The sequence below is a fragment of the Devosia sp. YIM 151766 genome, assembly GCF_030285925.1.
Lineage (GTDB): Bacteria > Pseudomonadota > Alphaproteobacteria > Rhizobiales > Devosiaceae > Devosia.
This window is the reverse complement of record NZ_CP127251.1, coordinates 1,123,485-1,139,993: the sequence shown is the minus strand read 5'-3', so window position 1 is coordinate 1,139,993 and position 16,509 is coordinate 1,123,485. Positions and strand designations below refer to the sequence as shown.

The following is a 16,509-nucleotide window of genomic DNA, read 5'->3' as shown; positions in this document are numbered from 1 at the left end:
ATTCAGCAGTAATCCAAGGATTACTTGAATTCCTTCGAGGCCTTGAAGGTGACCTTGTAAGCGCCGTTCTGGTGAACTTCAGCACCGAGCGACGATTCGAACTGACCACCCGGCTTCCAGGCCAGTTCGGCCTTGCCGTAGAAGTCGGTAGCGGTCGGAGTAACCTTGTTGCTGCCATAGACGCCGATTTCACCGGAAAGTTCGATGGTTTCGGTGACGGCAGCCACGAGCTGAGCCGCGATCTGGTAAGTTTCGTTATTGTTCGTCGCGGTGTCTTCGTCGAACCAGCGACCACCCAGGTTGATCTTCACGCCTTCGATGACGGCAGCACCGATCGAAGCGCCGAAGCCGGCCTGATTGGCGATGGCAACACCGGCATTGGTACCGCCATTGGCTTCACCCGACAGGGCGATGGTGAACATGTCGAAGTTGCCTTCGACCGAGCCCAGGACGTTCCAATAGGTGTCGTTGTTGGGATTGTTGTTGCTGTAAGCACCGGCAACGCGAACCTTGAAGGCGTCGAAAGTGCCGGTCACGCCAGCATGGACAGCCCAATCTTCGACGATACCGTCAAGGACACCACCGGCCAGGGCGGTGACGTGGGCGGTGATGCCGTCACCGGCATATTCGACCACACCGACGAGGGTACCGGCAGCCTGAGCGCCAGCAACCTCATCATAGAAGACGGGGTTGCCGAAATCACCAGCAGCGGCGCTATCGAGGTTTTCAAGGCCGGCCTTGACGGTGACGCCATTGCCGAGGCTCGACACGACCTGGATCACGTGACCACCGGTCTTGGGGTGGTTCTTGGCGAACATCACGCCCTTGTCGACGGCGTCGGAGTTGAACAGGCCGAGCCAGTTGAACGGCTCGTCATCGTTGAAGTTGGCAACGGAGCCCTTCTTACCAGCCATGATGGTGGTGGTGTCGCCAACCTGGACAAAAGCTTCGTCGATGACGAAACCACCGTCACCGGCAGTCATATCACCGCCGGCAACGCGCCCGACATAGCCAGGAGTGCCCGGAGGAGTGGGGGGCAGAAGACCGTAACCTTCGTTGGTCACGTTCCACTGCTGCACGGACTTCAGCTTGATGGTCGCCGATGCCGGACCGAAATCGCTGGACGCGGTGCCAACGAACTTCAGCCAGGTCTCAACCTTGGAGCCCCAATCGTTGTTGTAGGTCGTGCCGGCAAAGACGAAGTCGCCGTTGTCAATGATCTGACGGTTACCAGCCCAGGTGTCGACGCCACCGTTGAAGTTGCCGTTGTAGTCGCCCCAGTTGAATTCGTATTCAACCTTGCCGGAGATGGCCAGGCAGTTGTCGGCGGACGAGATGGTCAGGCCGGAAATGCCCAGCGAGTCGCAGACGTCCAGCGAGGTGAGCACGCCCAGATCGGCGGCGAAGCCGGCGGTCGAGAGACCGGCAGCGGCAACAGAACCGAGGATAAGGCTCTTGAGTTTCATTGGTTGACCTCCAAAGTCAGTCATTTTTTGGTGCCGGTTACCCAGCGGTTTGTCGAAACGCGACCACACAATTCGTGGTGCTGTGTGTTGCCGTCGCGTTGCGACCGACAAACGATCCCATGCATGGATTCGCAAGGCCCACTCTACGCATGGAAAAACCGGAAGCAATCGCGGCAAGCCGGTTTTGGGGCTGACACAATCTGGTTGCCCATGACTTGTTGCAGATTCAGCACACAGATGGAAACGACCTGTTAAGCGAATTAAAGAAATCGTTAAAATTGACGGCATCCGGGCGAGTGAGGGCGGAAATGCCGGGACGGCGGGCCTGCCGCAAGCGTGGCGGCGGCATGGTGGAAATGTGAAGGGGGCGTGGTGGGGGCGGTTTTATCGACCCCTGCCCTGCTGCCGGGACCTCGTGGCGGGCTTGGCGAACCATGGGACGCAGATTCGGTGTGTGCCGACCTCGCCCTTCGACAGGCTCAGGGTGAGGTCTATGGGAGATTGGGTGAGGCTGCGGAGATTGGATGGGGTCCGTGGGAGGCGGAGCCCATCAGGGCTCGTCTCTGGCCCAGACCTTTTCGCCATTCACCCAGGTGGATTGGACTTGCCGAGTTTCCGACAGGTGCACGAAATTGGCGATGGCGGCGCGGTGGAGGTGGCCGTGGGTTGGGGCGAGGCCCAAGGCCTGGGCCGGATAGAGCGCTGCCATGCGGAAGGCTTCCTCGGGGGTGAGGCCGATGGTGTCGATCATGAAATTGACCGCATCGATCATGTCGAGATCGGCGCCGGCCAGGGTGCCGTCGGCGAGGCGCAGCGCGCCCTGGGCGCGGGTGATGGCGCGGCCATTGAGCGTGAAGGATGCAATGTCGGTGCCGGTCTGGGACATGGCATCGGTGACCAGGAAGATGCGGCCCGGCCCCTGTTTGGCGCGCAGGGCGGCGGCGATGGCGGCGGGATGGACGTGGATGCCATCGGCGATGAGGCCGGCGAAAACCTGCGGGCTGTCGAGCACGGCGCCGACAATGCCGGGTTCGCGATTGCCGAGCTGGCTCATGGCGTTGAACAGATGTGTCGCCATTCGGGCCCCGGCGGCGAAGGCGGCCTTGGCGGCGTCATAACCGGCATCGGAATGACCGAGACTGACCAGGGCGCCGGCGGCGGCAAGCGCAGCGATCTGCTGCGGCGTGACGGATTCGGCCGCAATGGTGCAGAGCAGGTTGGGCAATGCCCGGGCGGCTTCGACAAGGCGGGCGAGGTCGGCATCGTCCATGGGGCGAATCAAGGCCGGATCATGGGTGCCCTTGCGCGCCTGCGACAGATGCGGTCCTTCCAGATGCAGGCCCAGAAAGCCGGGAACGCGGTGCTCATGGGCGGCAATGCCGGCGGCAATGGCGGCGATGTTGATCTCGACCGTATCGGTGATCAGCGTGGGCAACAGGGCGGTGGTGCCGAATTGGGCATGGGCGCGGCAGATGGTGCGGATGGAAGAAAGGGTCGGGGCATTGTTGAACAGGACGCCGCCGCCGCCATTGACCTGAAGGTCGATGAAACCGGGAACGAGCATGCCGCCGGGCAGATCGACGCGCGTGGCGTGGGTCGGAATGGCATCCCGTTCCGTGATGCCGGAGACGAAGCCGAATTCGATGAGCAGCGCGGCTCCGTCATGCCAATCCTGTCCATCGAAGATATGCGGGCCGGCGATGGCGAGAAGGTCGCTCATACGGTCTCCGTCACTTTGCGCAGCAGGGGCGGGGTATCCGGATTGAGGCCGCGATGGCGGGCCAGCGCTTCCACGAAGCCGTAGAAGGAGACGATCAGCGCCAATGGGTCGGTGAGCGGATGACCGGTGGCGGCGAAGGGCAGGCGCGTGGCCGCACCGGCACGATCGCTGGTGAGGAAGACGCGGGCGCCCTGCCCGGCCAGCTTATGCGCCATGTCGGCGACCGAAGCCTCGGCGGCGTCGCGCCCGGCGAGCGCCAGAACGGGATAGCCCGGCGCGACGATGGAGACCGGGCCATGCATCACCTCGGCGGCGCTATAGGCCGCGCCCTGGATGAGGCAGGTTTCCTTGAATTTCAGCGCCGCCTCATTGGCGATGGCGAGGCCTGGGCCACGGCCAAGGACGTAAAGGGCCGAATGGCCATCCAGCGCGACGATCATGTCCGACCAGTCGCAGGCGATGGCCGCAGCCAGGCTTTCGGGCAAGGCGTCCACGGCGCGGATCAGATCGGCATCGCCGCTCCAGCGCCCGAGCAGCGCCAGGCCGGCGACCACGGAGGTGACAAAGGTTTTCGTCGCGGCGACGCTCTTTTCCACCCCGGCATGCAGATCGATGGTGAAATCGCTGGCCGCGGCCAGAGGCGAATTCACGGTATTGGTGATGGCGATGGCAGCAGCGCCGCTGCGGCGGGCGGATTGCGCCAGGCCGACAATGTCGGGGCTCTTGCCCGATTGCGAGATGGCGATGGCGGCGGCGTTGGCCAGCTTGAGGTCCTTGCCATAAATGGAGGCGATGGACGGCCCGATCGAGGCGACCGGCAAGCCCAGCGTCAATTCGATGGCATATTTGAGATAGGTCGAAGCGTGGTCGGATGAGCCGCGGGCAATCGTGACCACAAAGGACGGGTCGGCCTGGCGCAGATGGGCGGCGGCCTTGTCGAGAACCGGCGCGGAAGCCTCAAGGAAGCCGGTCACGATCTGCGGGATCTGGCCCACTTCCTCACGCATATGGGTTTGAGCGGTGATGGCCTGGCTCATGACTTGACTCCGACACTGGGATCGCCAAGACGCAGTTCGGCGACAAAATCATAGGTATCGCCCCGATAGATGGAGCGGGTGAATTCGATGACGCGGCCTGTCGCGAGATAGGAAATGCGCTCGATATGCAGGCCTGCCGAGCCCATGGGCACCTGCAGGAGATGGGCGTCGTCCTCGGCAATATTGGCGGCGCGGATGCGCTGGATGGCGCGGACCGGACGCACCCCGAACTTGTCGAGATATTTGTAGAGCGAATCGCCGATACCGGCGGGATCGGGCAGGATATTCGAAGACAGGCTGGCGCGCTCGATGGCCAGGGGCGTGTCGCCGGTGAGGCGCAGGCGGGCGATGCGCGCGGCCCGCTCGCCCGAGGTCAGGCCGAGAACCACGGTTTCTTCCGGGGAGGCCGTATAGAGGCCGCGATCGAGCCATTCGGCCCGCACCGACATGCCGCGCCTGGCCATGTCCTCGGTGAAGGAGGTGAGCTGGGACAGCGATTGTTCGACGCGCTGGGTTTCGGGCGCCACGAACGTACCCGAACCATGGCGCTGCACCAGAACGCCCTCCTGCACCATCTGCTGCACCGCCTTGCGCACGGTTACGCGCGAGACATCGGCGCGCAGCGCCAGATCGCGTTCGGATGGCAGGGCATCGCCGGGCTTGATCGTGCCGCGTTTTATGGCATCTTCGATCCAGCGCTTGAGCTGAAGATAGAGCGGGCCGCCCACCGGCAGCACCACGGGACCATCACCAAAGACATTCCCGGACTGGTCCGTCACATATTCCTCCACTGGCCTTGGCCCGGCTTACGAGATCGATCCGGGGCAGCGCCGCCGCATAATACCAATAAAATACCATTTACCAAGCCCCTGCGCTCAGGGCCACCCGACAGCGTCATGGCGCTGTATGAATTGTATTTTCTGGCGAGAGCTTTTATGTCGGGCATCGCCATCATGGACAAGTGGTATTTTTTTGGCATTATCAAAGAGGGGGAGCGGCAGATGGCAGAAAAACAGACTGAAAAGCATCACGAGCAGGCGGCGGGGCTCGACCTTCGCGCCGACGCCGACATTCTGACGCTGCTGGCCGCGGGACAGGCCGAGGCGGCCCGGGCGGTGACGGCGGCCATTCCGGCCATTGCCAAGGCGGCGGAACTGGCGGCGGCAAGCCTAAGGGATGGCGGGCGCCTCATCTATGCGGCAGCGGGCAGTTCGGGACTGATGGCATTGGCCGACGCGCTGGAATTGCCGGGCACTTACGGGATTGCGGGCGAGCGCATCGTGGTGCTGCTGGCCGGCGGCGCGGCAGCGCTCACAGACATGAAGGGCGGCCCGGAAGACGATGGCGACGCGGCCCATGCGGCGATCCTGGCGCTGGAGCCCGGCATCAATGACTGCGTCATCGCCCTGACGGCCAGCGGCCAGACCCCCTACCCCATCGCGGCGGTCAAGGCCGCCAAAGCCGCTGGCGCACGGGCGATCGGCATCGCCAATAATGCCGATGCAGCTTTATTCGGCTTGGTGGATGTGCCGGTTTGCCTGCCCACGCCGCCGGAGGTGATCGCCGGCTCGACGCGGATGGGAGCGGGTACGGCGCAGAAAATTGCGCTCAATATGCTGTCGACGCTGATGGCGGTCCGGCTGGGCCATGTGCATGACGGGTTCATGGTCAACCTGGTGGCGGACAATACGAAATTACGCGGCCGGGCGCGCGGCATCGTGGCGGCGGTCGCGCAGGTGAGCGACGAGGCCGCCGCCGAGGCGCTCGATGTCAGCGGGGGCGCGGTGAAGCCGGCCGTGCTGATCGCCCTAGGTTTGGCTGACCTGAGGGCGGCGACGGCTTTGCTGGATGCGCATGGTGGCAATCTGCGCCAGGCGCTGGCGGCGCGGCGGGATTAACGCCGCGGCCAGCGTGCGGAAAGAAAGATGTCGGCCCTGTCGAGATCCGGCCGCGAGCTTCGTCGCTTGGGTGACAGCAATGCACACTCAAAGGACATGTCATGAATATGCCAATTGACGCCAATCGCGACCTGGTTCTGACCCGGCTGATCGACGCCGCACCGGAAGCCGTTTATCGCTGCTGGACCGACCCCGCCCTGCTGCGGCAATGGTTCGCGCCCAAACCCTGGACGACGCCGCGCGCCGATCTGGATGTGCGGCCGGGCGGTGCGTCCAATGTGGTGATGGCCGACGAGAACGGCACCGAATATCCCAGCCCCGGGCAATATCTGGAACTCGTGCCAAACCGTAAACTGGTGTTTACCGATGCCTTCACCGGCGACTGGATGCCGTCGGAAAAGCCATTCTTTACCTGCGTGCTGACCTTCGAGCCAGAAAACGGCAAGACCCGCTATACGGCCATTGCCCGGCACTGGAATGCGCAAGACCGCGAAGCCCATGAGAAGATGGGCTTCCATGAAGGCTGGGGGCTGTGCGCCGCGCAGATGGAGGAAGTGGCGAAAAGGCTTTAATACAAAGCCGGCCCGCCCCGCTCACCGCTGCCAGGCGGCCGGCTCAAGCGAAGCGCCGCCCGTCGCCATCCAATTGCTGCCAATTGATGGTTCCGGGCCGGCCGAGCAGGAAGCCCTGCGCCTCGGTGCAGCCCTCGGCGCGCAGGACATTCAATTGCTCCGTGGTTTCCACGCCCTCGGCCAGGACCGGAACCGAGAGGCTCTTGCCCAGCGCGAGGATGGCTCGAACGATGGCCTTGGCCTGTTCGTCGCGTTCCACCTCGGTCATGAACGAGCGATCGAGCTTGATCTTGTCGAAGGGGAAACTGCGCAGGATATCCAGCGAGGAATAGCCGGTGCCGAAATCGTCGATGGCGACGGAAACACCCAGCGCCTTGATCTGGTTGAGCACGAGCAGCGCCCGCTTGCGGTCCGAGATGATGGCGGTTTCGGTGACTTCCAGTTCCAGCCGGGATGGCGCCAGACCGGTCTGGTCGAGCACCATCTTGACCAGGTCCACCAATTCCAGCTGCGCCAATTGCAGCCCGGAGACATTGACGGCGATCTTGTGCGGTTCGGGCCAGGTGGCAGCCTCGCGGCAGGCATTGGCCAGCACCCAGGCGCCGATGGCGTTGATGGCGCCGCATTCCTCGGCAATCGGAATGAATTCGCCCGGCGGAACCGGGCCATGGCCGGGCCGGTTCCAGCGCAGCAGCACCTCGTAGCCGGTCGTCTCGCCGGTCGTGACCGATTTCTGCACCTGATAGGCCAGGTGGAAACCATTGGTTTCCACCGCAACCCACAGATCCTTGGCGATGGCGCGGCGCTGGCGGGAAGCCTCGTCCATTTCGCGCTCGTAATAGCAGATGCGCTGGTCGAATTCGGCCTTGGCCCGGTAGAGCGCCAGATCGGCATTGTTGAGCAGCTTGGAGGCGTCGACGCCGTCATCGGGCGCGATGGCGACGCCGATACTACCCCCCACGACCAGCATGCCCTCGCCATAGGCGATCCGGCTGTTGATCGCCTGTTCGATGCGGCCGAGAAAATCGCGCAGAGCGGTCATATTGGTAAAGGGCTTGATGGCGGCAAATTCATCGCCCCCCAGGCGCGCCAATACTTCGCCGTCCTTGAGGAAGGCGGCGAAGCGCTCGGCCAGCACTCGCAGCACGTGATCGCCGGCCGCATGGCCATGGCCGTCATTGATGTCCTTGAACCGGTCGAGATCCAGCGCAACGATTGCCAGTTTTTCCTCGGGCGAACCGAGGGCCTGCAAACCGGCGGCCAGCACCTGGCCGAAGCGGATGCGGTTGGGCAGGCCGGTGAGCGAATCGTGATGCGCGAGATGGGTGATGGCGGCGGCATTGCGCCGGCTTTCGGAAATGTCTTCCACCGTGGTGATCCAGGCGCCGTCGCCCGCCGGGCTATGCCGCACCCGGAAGGCGCGGTCGTCGGAAATGGGCTGTACGATCTCGCCACCGCCCTCATCGATCAATTGGCGATATTGGCCCGCCAGCTCGGCCGCCCGATAGCCGGCCTCATCGGCCGCAAGGCCGAAGGCGAGGTGGCTGCGGCGAAGAATTTCCGCCAGGCTGGTGCCGATCAGGTTGGCATCCATGGAAAAACCGAGAAGGTCGGCCAGACGCTGATTGTGCAATTGCAGCGCGCCATCCCGATCGAACAGGGCGAGCCCCTGCCCCATATGCGCCAGCGCCAGATTGAGCCGGTCATTGGCCTCGGCCACGCGCCGGGCATCGGCAGCGCGGCGGGCCGCTTCGCGGGCGGTGCGGCGATTGTCGGCCTCGTCGAGCACCAGGCTACCGATGGCGGCGGCGAGCACCAGGATGGAGATGAGTGCCACGATCACCGACATCAGGCCGCTATCCAATTCGGCCCCCTCGGTGGCCGGCAGGCAATTGCTGAAATCGGCCGCGGCCATGGCGGTGAAATGCAAGGCACAAATGGCGGCGGTGAGCAGGCCCGCCGCGGCCAGGTTCCAGCGCCAGCCCTGGCGCAGCGTGGCGGCAAAGGACAGCGCGGCCAGCGCCATGCCGGCCAGAACGGAAAGGGTCGCGGCGCCCGATTGCCAGATGATGTCCCCCTCCAGCATGAGGGCGGCAATGCCGGTATAATGCATGGCGGAAATGCCGACGCCGACCGTTGCTCCGCCCAGAATGCGGTCGATGCGGCCACGGCTGTGCACCGCAAGGCCGATGCCGGTGCCGCAGACCAGAATCGCGATCAGCAGCGACAGCGCGGTGAGGCCCAGATCGTAGGAGAGCGCGAAGCCCGGACGGAAGGCCAGGATGGCAATGAAATGGGTGGCCCAGATGCCCAGGCCGACCGACAGCGCCGACACGGCATTCCACACATGGCGCATGCGGCCCGATGCCCGGCGGGCATGTTGCATGAGGCCAATACAGGCATAGGCCGCAATCAGGCAGACGGCGGCCGCCAGCAGGACCAGCGGCAGATCATGGCCCCGGAGAAAAAATTCAATCACGCAAACACCTGACAAAGCGGCCGGATAAGCGGCAGCTGTAAGAAAATTCTCTTACGGAGCTGTTACTTGGCGCCGAACCAAGGCCCGCCTGCGACATTCATGGTTTTTATGCTTAGGAAGTTATTGCCGGAATGGCGGACAAAGCGGGCGCGACGATCATTTCCCCCGGCCCCCGCCACCACAGACAAAAACCACTTGCCATCCCGCAGCCCTGCCGCTAGACCCGACCGCGCCGGAGAGGTGGCCGAGTGGTCGAAGGCACACCCCTGCTAAGGGTGCAGATGGGCAACTGTCTCGAGGGTTCGAATCCCTTCCTCTCCGCCACTTGTCTCTGCGAAAGTGTTCTCCCGATCCGGCTGCGGCCGGATTTTCTCATTGTTTTCGAGGGTTATAGCGATGGGGCTAAACACTGCTCCATCGTCAAAAGGCTCGAAAGCAGACTCTCCAGGCCGATATTCTCTAGAGCTGAAGACTAAGCCATTTTAGTGAATAGCCGTGTAGGCCATTGAAATATAAGGGCTCTTGGCGACGTATTTCCGATGTTCGATCCCCGTCGCGTTCGGTTGCTGATGGAGCTGGAGTCGAACTATCGCTGGTCTTTGCTTGGGTGCTTGTGAAATGTGTCGTTTTGACCGATTTGCAGTCCCGATGCTGTTCTGCCATCGACCCCATGGACGAACCCGTTCCGCGGGAGGGTGCGCGCGGTTGTTTCAGCGTTACCGTTTAAGCCTTTGAGCGGCTGAGGTCGCCATCGGACGGGACCGTCAAGAATTTTGTGCGTGAGGTCATGATGATGGAAAGGAGAATCATCACATGGCAATTGAGAAAGAACTACTTGGCCGGCTGCTTGCGGGCCGCGAACCCAGCGAGGTGTTTTCCAGGGACGGACTGCTCGACGACCTGAAGAAGGCGCTTTCCGCCAGGGACGCCGAGGCCGGGCTAAAGGCGCTCGAAGAGTTCGGGGCCGGCTACTGGGGCCAGCGCTACCAGACGATCGCGCTGAGTTGGCGGCGAAACTGGGAACATGTCATCCCCTTCTTCGGCTTTCCCGAGAGCGTGCGGCGCATCATCTACACCACCAACGCCATCGAGGCGCTTAAGGCTCATATCGGCCCACGGCAAGCCGATCGAAATCTGGTTCCAGGACGAGGCGCGCATAGGCCAAAAAAACGGGATTGTCCGGCTCTGGGCAAGGCGTGGACCCCGGCCACGGCAACCGGCGGATCAGCGCTATCAGAACGTCTATCTGTTCGGCGCCATCTGCCCGGCAAAGGGTAAAGGTGCCAGCCTGGCGCTGCCCTGATGCCGATAACTTCGCCATGCAACTTCACATCGATGAGATCGGCAGTCGCGTCCAGCGCGGTACTCACGCCGTCTTGCTGTTCGATCGCGCCGGTTGGCATACGACCGAAAAGCTCACCCTCCCGAAAAACATGACGCTGATCTTCCTGCCCTCTCGCTCTCCCGAACTAAACGCGGTCGAGAACTTCTGGCGGTACCTTAGGCAGAACTGGCTCTCCTAATCGCGTCTTCGGTAACTACGGCGCCATCATCGACGCCGCCTGCCAAAGCCTGCAACAACCTCGTCGAACAACCCGAAATCTTCAAGTCCATCGGCATGCGCAAGTGGGCACATATCGGTCAATCATAACAGCCGTTGGTATTGTCATCATGGAGCGATTACCAAGTCAGCTCCCATTGCAGTCGCCGGTCGGCCGTTGTCGAGGGTATGCCTTAAAACCTTAAGCTAGGCTGTCGCGCGCCCCTACCTGACGCTTGCAGCACCGCAAGCTCGCCACATAACATCTACCCAGGACGAGGCAACACTCTGCCAATCGGCGACCCAATCTGAGCCAAATGATCTGACGACAGACATCCATCGTCGCAAGGCGCCTTCACCGGCGCGACACGGTTGTCCTGCGCGGACGACCGGTTGTGCCCACAAGGTAGGCAATTTGGATATCAAGCAAGGTCGATATGAGGCCCATAATCATCGCAACATCGCAAAAGTGCTTGGCTCCTGCTGCGTCTGCAGCCAGAATGTATATTCTGTTGTGGTTGCTTTGGCTTTAACTCGTCATTTAACGGGGGGCTTGGCGATATGTTCTGCCAATTGGTCTATTTTGGAATAAACCATGCCATCACGCCTTGTTGCCCGTTATGACCGCGACGGCACCGAGGCAGGGAGTGGGGGAGAGCATCGGCCTCCAAAAACAGGCTTCCGAACATCTGAAAATGACCGATGCAGTCAATGATGCCCTACATCATCTATACCAACACGAACGCGATGCGTTCGATCATTGGCTGGAAAAAGACGGGGCCAATATCGAAACTTCTTGTGAGATCGACGGCTGGCGGGTCCCGGTCCTGCAATATGTCAAATGGAAATTAGCCAGCACCTCCTCCTCATTGAGGTCTGATATCCAGAACATGCTTCTGGAAAGAGGGCGCGGGAACCAAAACGACTTCATTCTTCGCGGATCGACCTTGTTCGCTTTCATTGATGACCGTTCGGGTCGCTCCAGCGGGCACATAGTCATTTTGTCGCCAAACGTGATTGCGGGGTGCTTAAAAAGCTGTTTCCCCGGAGCGAAGATCACGCCTGCGTTGCAACGCGTCGTGACGTGTTGCATTGCTGGTTTCTCCCTAGGAGAAATCGCCAAACTGGATAGGAAATCGAACGACACCCTAAAAACCCAGTCTCGTGAACTCAGGCACCAGTTGGAGCTTGAAACAACGGGCGATATCGGGAGGATCGTCAGCATGCGGCTGGCGGGAGTTCTGGGCGCAGCGCTCGGGACGAGGAATGCACCGGCCAATGACGCTTTCTATCGCTATGTCATCAACTACCTCCCACAGGAGGTGCGCTCACTGGTGCTCGTCGATAACAATAATCAAAGCCACCGCATTCTTGATATGGGCCCCAAAACGGGCACGCCTGTCATTGTGCTCCATGCAATCGTTCCACCAGATATAAGGCCTCAGGACATTGCACTGCTCAACGAATTGGGCCTGCGCCTGCTCTGGCCTCTACGAAACGGGCTCAACGCACCGGATGATCCGATCTTATCTGAAGCGCAACAAATCGAGCACGCCTGTCGTGGCATTGAGCTGGTCCATCAGGTCTTTTGCCAGGGCAGAACTGCGCTTCTCTCCTATGCTGCTAGTTCTAAAGTGGCGCTGGCCTATACTGAGGCAAACCCCGAGCATATTGAGGCTCTTTTCTTTGCTGGGGCGTGTTTGCTTGAGGGGCGGCCCAAGCATGGTGCCAGGCGTCTGGCCAGAGGCCTCTTAGCGCTTGCCAGCCGAAATCAGACAATTATGGGCGCAGCCATGGAGTATTTTCGACGGAAAGCACTCACCAAAGAACGATTCCCGCATTTCATACGTCGTCAGTTTCGAGTTAGCGAGGCGGATAGCGCCATTGTTGAAGAGGAACTCTCGAAGCGCTTTGCAGGACAACGCTTCCGCGAAGCACTGATAAATTCAGTTTCTTCTGCGCGACACGACTTCGGTTTTCAACGTGCTCTCGACTGGGAAAAAGCCTCGGGGCTTAACGTTGAAATGCACTTTCTGCACGGAGATAACGACGAAATTCATCCGCTGCCTTTGATCGAGGCGCTGGTTTCGAAGCTTCCAATGGCGCAGTTGCATAAAATAGAAGGTGCAGGACAATTGCTTTATTACGATCACCTGCGAAGCGTGCTGTCACGGATTGCTGATCGGCTCGTCGCATGAGCCAGACATCATCCGATCAGCGAACCGGCCCTCACGCCCTGATCCCACCCTTGAGAAAACGGCTTGCCTTTGCTGCTCCTGAAGTCTCGGTCACCATCCTGTTTGCGACAGTCAATTCATGGTATTTTTATTACCTGGTCAGCATTGTTTCTATACACCCCCTAATCGCAGGATTAGCGTTCATATTCGGGCGGGTTGTAGATGCAATTCTTGACCCGCTCGTGGGTAGGTGGGTTGATACTAACAAAGGCGGGTACGGTCGAAAGAAGATCATCGTGCTCGCCCTGCCGCTGGCTGCAATAACTTTTGTTCTGCTCTGGATAGCGCCGCTCATGGTTGAGGGGGCATTGTCTAGAGCGGCGTTGGCTGCGGTAACTTTCGCCGTGTTTGCTCTGGGCTATACTTTTGTTTCGATTCCGCGGCTGGCCATGCTGCCCAAATACGAAACTGATCATAACGGGCGAACAGCGCAGATCGGTACCGATACTGCCTTGATATTTCTCTCACTGATCTTCGCCATCGCGGGGGTGCCGGCCCTGATTACGTTAATCGATGGAGCCTCGTCCCTGGCGCTGACGGAGCCGCGCTCCTGGTGGTTTGCTGCTGCAGGATTGGCAGCCATCGCCGTCCTCGTTTACATCCCCTTCCTACTGCTGGTACCCGAACAAAATGCCCGCCGGGTCTCCGAACCTTTCAAGGGGTTATGGAGTGATCTAAGGCGGGCTCCATTCGTTCCCGGCTTCTTGCTGATGGTTGCCGCTTTCTTCCTGTCCGTACTCAGCATGGTCTCAATCCAGTCTATTCTACCATTTTATCTGGAGTCTTATATCGGCGTACAAAAAGACTATCAGGCGCTCATTCTGGGAACGGTGTTTTTAACATCCATTCTCGCGCTTCCATTTTGGGTTGCGATCGGGCGCAGGCTTGGAAAACCTAGAAGCCTTATCGGCGGCCTTCTTGTCTTCATGGTCTTTTTGGCGTTTACCGCCACCATCACGCCAGGGTCGGGCCTGAGTGTAATGCTGTTCGTAGTGGCCGTGTTGGCTGGTTTCGCTATCAGTGCCTTAAGCATCTTCCCCTGGTCGATGGTGCCTGACGCAGCTGACCAATATCGGATCACAACCGGTACCACACGCGATGGCCTGTCTACGTCAATATTCACCTTTTCTAACAAATTGGCCGGCGGATGCGCCGTTCTTCTCAATGGCGCGCTTCTATCTGTGACCGGCCATATATCTGGCAAGCTTGAGCAAAACCAAGCCACGATCGACGGTATTTTCCTTGCAACAATCTGTGTTCCCCTCATGCTTGCCGTTTTTTGCCTGATTGCCACACTAGCTTTAAGCAAAGTCAAGCGGGTGCCAAGTGAGGCTTAGAATTTGGTTCGCAAGCGCACGCCAAAATCGGAACTATCATGAGCAAAGAACAGATTGTCCGAGCTCTGCGTACTGTACTTATAGTAAAGTGTTGGCATGAACGGACCGATGGTCAGCTCCCGATGGCTGGCTTCTATCCGACCTGAGCTGAAAAAATCCGTTTGATTGCTTCCCACTGATAAAGGGGGAGGCCGATTGTGCCACCGGATGCCACTCTCCCCGGTCAGGCCAAGGATCAGGCCCGCGTCAAATATATGTTCTAGGCCAATCCGCGCCGACAACTCCGTCGTGGCGTAATTCTGATCATATGTGCCGTTATGTTTTAGGGTCGCCGCACTATGAACCAGGGTCGAGGGCGCTGCCGACCATGACAGGCCCATTGTGCCTATCGTGCCCACGCCATCTCGATGGGGCAGGAACTCGTAACGGTCGGCATAGATAGCGCCACTGGCGTGAAGGGAGACAGTCGAGGACAGGCTGCTTCCAACCGATCCACGTACACCCGCGCGCAGCCGCGCCAAGGTCGTCTCCTCGAAATCGAGCGTGACATAGGGAGCGACGGAGAAAATCGGCTGTCCAACGGACCCAAAGGTGGCCGGCAATTCCACAGTCAAGGCGGGTGCGAACAGTTGGCGGACCGTATCGTAGCTCCATTCTGCGCGCCCCACCGCTACAAGGGAAAAACCGAGATTACGGGCGATCGGAACCGTTGCCGTCAGGCCTGAGGACACCAGAAGGCCAGCTTGCCCCCGGCTTTCTGGCGCAATGGTCAAGGGGCCGAGCCTTTCGGCATGGGTTTGCCGATTGGCATTGGTCGACGGGGCAATATCAAAATACCCGCCTATTGCCACAGATGGCGCCAATCCTTCTTTGATGCGTAAAACATTCTGGCGTTGTGGGCCCTCCGGCAGAATGGCGAGTAATGTGTCCAGGCGTTGCAGGGCGGATTGACTGTCTCCGGTGGTCATTTCGCACAGAAATGCCTGGTCCAAAGCCGGCAAGAACAGCGGGCTAGCCTCAAGAATGGCACGATAGATCGGCAGCGCCTCCAGGCATCGTCCATCAAGGCTTATGGATTGGGCAAGAACATAGGCTTTATAAAAATCTCCACGTGCAGCCGCCTTGTCGGCTGCACCGGCAAGGCGATGGGCCCGGTCCCAATGGCCAGATTCTACAGCAATCTGTATTTCAGAAAATCCCGGAGTCTGAGCCCAGACCCCGGGAGACATAAGAAAAATTGCCATAAAAGCAATGAGACGGCGCATGGGATGGCCAACCAGAAAAGCATGAAGGGCTAGAGCCGTTCAACGTTTCGTGGACGTGCTGAACGGCTCTGGGTGCTTGTTGGGTCGCGTACTAGTAGCGCTCGCCGTAAAAGGCGCCGGTATAGGCCTGCCCGGCATAAGTTCCGTTGCTGACCCCGCCGATCTCATTGGCGTTCGGCCCGTAAAATGCTCCCGTGAGCGTGCCGCTGCCCGTTCCTGCACCGCCGAATAGGTCGATATTTCCAGCGAATTGGCTGCCGTCGATTGTCGCTTTGCCCTTTCCACCGATCCCGCTCGCCGCTCCGAGTGTGAAATCCAGGCTGGTGTTTTCAAAGTCGGCAGTGACATCGATATAGCCAACATCTGCTGGATCGGCCGAACTCATCCAGACGCCACCATAATTTGCGACCTGACTCGGCAGGTTGACGGTTTCCTGTCCAGTTACGGACAGAGAAATGATCTCGTCGGTAGTGGCGCTGGTAAGTGCGGCAATGCCAACGTAGCTGCCATTCAGGAAAAAGGCCTCATTGCCTGTTGCCGTATTTGTATATCCGTCGATTTGATAGCTCTGACCGGGCACCTGACCGGCGTAATTAAGCGTAAGCGTCTCCCCGCCAGCAGTAATGGTAATGTCGTCATCCGTCTTTTTGACCGAGGTGCCGACAAGTGTGCCTTTCGAAGCACCAAAGCCATCGATACCGCCGGCTTGCAGATCGGCCAAATCCACGCCCTGCTCATATTTGGTAGGCTGAAAGTTCTTGATCTCCCCAATGGTAGTCGGCCCCTGCGCGCCGCCGCCTCCCCCGCCGTTCGTGCCACCCGTGCTTGAGCAAGCCGCGAGCAGAACCAGGCTGGCCATCCCAGCTAGAACAGTCTGTATTGATTTCACAATGCGCCCCTTATCCCCATAGTACTGACATGAAAATTTTGATTTCGATGGTCTCTGGGAGAGATAGCA

The 16,509-nt window shown here is 60.1% G+C and carries 12 protein-coding genes, 1 tRNA gene and 1 pseudogene; 7 read left to right on the top strand and 7 right to left on the bottom strand.

Annotation, left to right across the window (positions count from 1 at the left end; translation table 11 throughout):
- Positions 1 to 20: 20 nt before the first annotated feature.
- The 4 genes from O9Z70_RS05425 to O9Z70_RS05410 form a co-directional block, all read right to left on the bottom strand.
- A complete protein-coding gene (locus tag O9Z70_RS05425) occupies positions 21 to 1,466 on the bottom strand; it encodes a hypothetical protein (RefSeq protein WP_286021460.1) in 1,446 nt (481 codons plus the stop codon).
- A 550-nt stretch (positions 1,467 to 2,016) separates the two neighbouring features.
- Positions 2,017 to 3,186, bottom strand: a complete 1,170-nt coding sequence (gene nagA / locus O9Z70_RS05420) for an N-acetylglucosamine-6-phosphate deacetylase (RefSeq protein WP_286021459.1) — start codon at positions 3,184 to 3,186, stop codon at positions 2,017 to 2,019.
- The gene (locus tag O9Z70_RS05415; protein WP_286021458.1) at positions 3,183 to 4,223 is read right to left on the bottom strand and encodes an SIS domain-containing protein; all 1,041 of its coding nucleotides are present in this window, start codon (positions 4,221 to 4,223) and stop codon (positions 3,183 to 3,185) included. Before O9Z70_RS05415 ends, nagA begins: the two co-directional genes overlap by 4 nt.
- Positions 4,220 to 5,002: a GntR family transcriptional regulator gene (locus O9Z70_RS05410; RefSeq protein WP_286021457.1), complete on the bottom strand. Its 783-nt coding sequence runs from the start codon at positions 5,000 to 5,002 to the stop codon at positions 4,220 to 4,222. The genes O9Z70_RS05415 and O9Z70_RS05410 overlap by 4 nt, the downstream gene beginning before the upstream one ends.
- 222 nt (positions 5,003 to 5,224) lie before the next feature.
- On the opposite strand from O9Z70_RS05410, the gene O9Z70_RS05405 reads away from it, so the two are divergent.
- Positions 5,225 to 6,121, top strand: coding sequence for an N-acetylmuramic acid 6-phosphate etherase (locus O9Z70_RS05405; protein WP_286021456.1), 897 nt, complete (start codon positions 5,225 to 5,227; stop codon positions 6,119 to 6,121).
- A 101-nt stretch (positions 6,122 to 6,222) separates the two neighbouring features.
- Positions 6,223 to 6,693, top strand: a complete 471-nt coding sequence (locus O9Z70_RS05400; RefSeq protein ID WP_286021455.1) for an SRPBCC family protein — start codon at positions 6,223 to 6,225, stop codon at positions 6,691 to 6,693.
- A gap of 43 nt (positions 6,694 to 6,736) precedes the next feature.
- Here O9Z70_RS05400 and O9Z70_RS05395 read toward each other — a convergent pair whose 3' ends face one another.
- Positions 6,737 to 9,172 carry a bifunctional diguanylate cyclase/phosphodiesterase gene (locus O9Z70_RS05395; protein WP_286021454.1) on the bottom strand — a complete coding sequence of 812 codons (2,436 nt, stop codon included), beginning with the start codon at positions 9,170 to 9,172 and terminating at the stop codon, positions 6,737 to 6,739.
- 234 nt (positions 9,173 to 9,406) lie between these two features.
- Here O9Z70_RS05395 and O9Z70_RS05390 point away from each other — a divergent pair.
- The 5 genes and pseudogenes from O9Z70_RS05390 to O9Z70_RS05370 all read left to right on the top strand — a co-directional run bounded on the left by O9Z70_RS05390 (position 9,407) and on the right by O9Z70_RS05370 (position 14,286).
- A tRNA-Ser gene (locus tag O9Z70_RS05390) sits at positions 9,407 to 9,496 on the top strand.
- 576 nt (positions 9,497 to 10,072) lie between these two features.
- Positions 10,073 to 10,318 (top strand): annotated as a pseudogene (locus tag O9Z70_RS05385) (transposase); the annotation flags it as partial.
- A gap of 50 nt (positions 10,319 to 10,368) precedes the next feature.
- Positions 10,369 to 10,695: a transposase gene (locus tag O9Z70_RS05380; RefSeq protein ID WP_353057815.1), complete on the top strand. Its 327-nt coding sequence runs from the start codon at positions 10,369 to 10,371 to the stop codon at positions 10,693 to 10,695.
- Positions 10,696 to 11,407: 712 nt separating this feature from the next.
- Positions 11,408 to 12,910, top strand: a complete 1,503-nt coding sequence (locus O9Z70_RS05375) for an alpha/beta fold hydrolase (RefSeq protein ID WP_286021452.1) — start codon at positions 11,408 to 11,410, stop codon at positions 12,908 to 12,910.
- Positions 12,907 to 14,286 carry an MFS transporter gene (locus O9Z70_RS05370; protein ID WP_286021451.1) on the top strand — a complete coding sequence of 460 codons (1,380 nt, stop codon included), beginning with the start codon at positions 12,907 to 12,909 and terminating at the stop codon, positions 14,284 to 14,286. Before O9Z70_RS05375 ends, O9Z70_RS05370 begins: the two co-directional genes overlap by 4 nt.
- Here O9Z70_RS05370 and O9Z70_RS05365 read toward each other — a convergent pair.
- Both O9Z70_RS05365 and O9Z70_RS05360 read right to left on the bottom strand, forming a co-directional pair.
- On the bottom strand, positions 14,283 to 15,551 hold the full coding sequence (locus O9Z70_RS05365) for a surface lipoprotein assembly modifier (RefSeq protein WP_286021450.1): 1,269 nt from the start codon (positions 15,549 to 15,551) through the stop codon (positions 14,283 to 14,285). The genes O9Z70_RS05370 and O9Z70_RS05365 overlap by 4 nt on opposite strands.
- 91 nt (positions 15,552 to 15,642) lie before the next feature.
- The gene (locus tag O9Z70_RS05360; RefSeq protein WP_286021449.1) at positions 15,643 to 16,410 is read right to left on the bottom strand and encodes a transferrin-binding protein-like solute binding protein; all 768 of its coding nucleotides are present in this window, start codon (positions 16,408 to 16,410) and stop codon (positions 15,643 to 15,645) included.
- Positions 16,411 to 16,509: the final 99 nt, after the last annotated feature.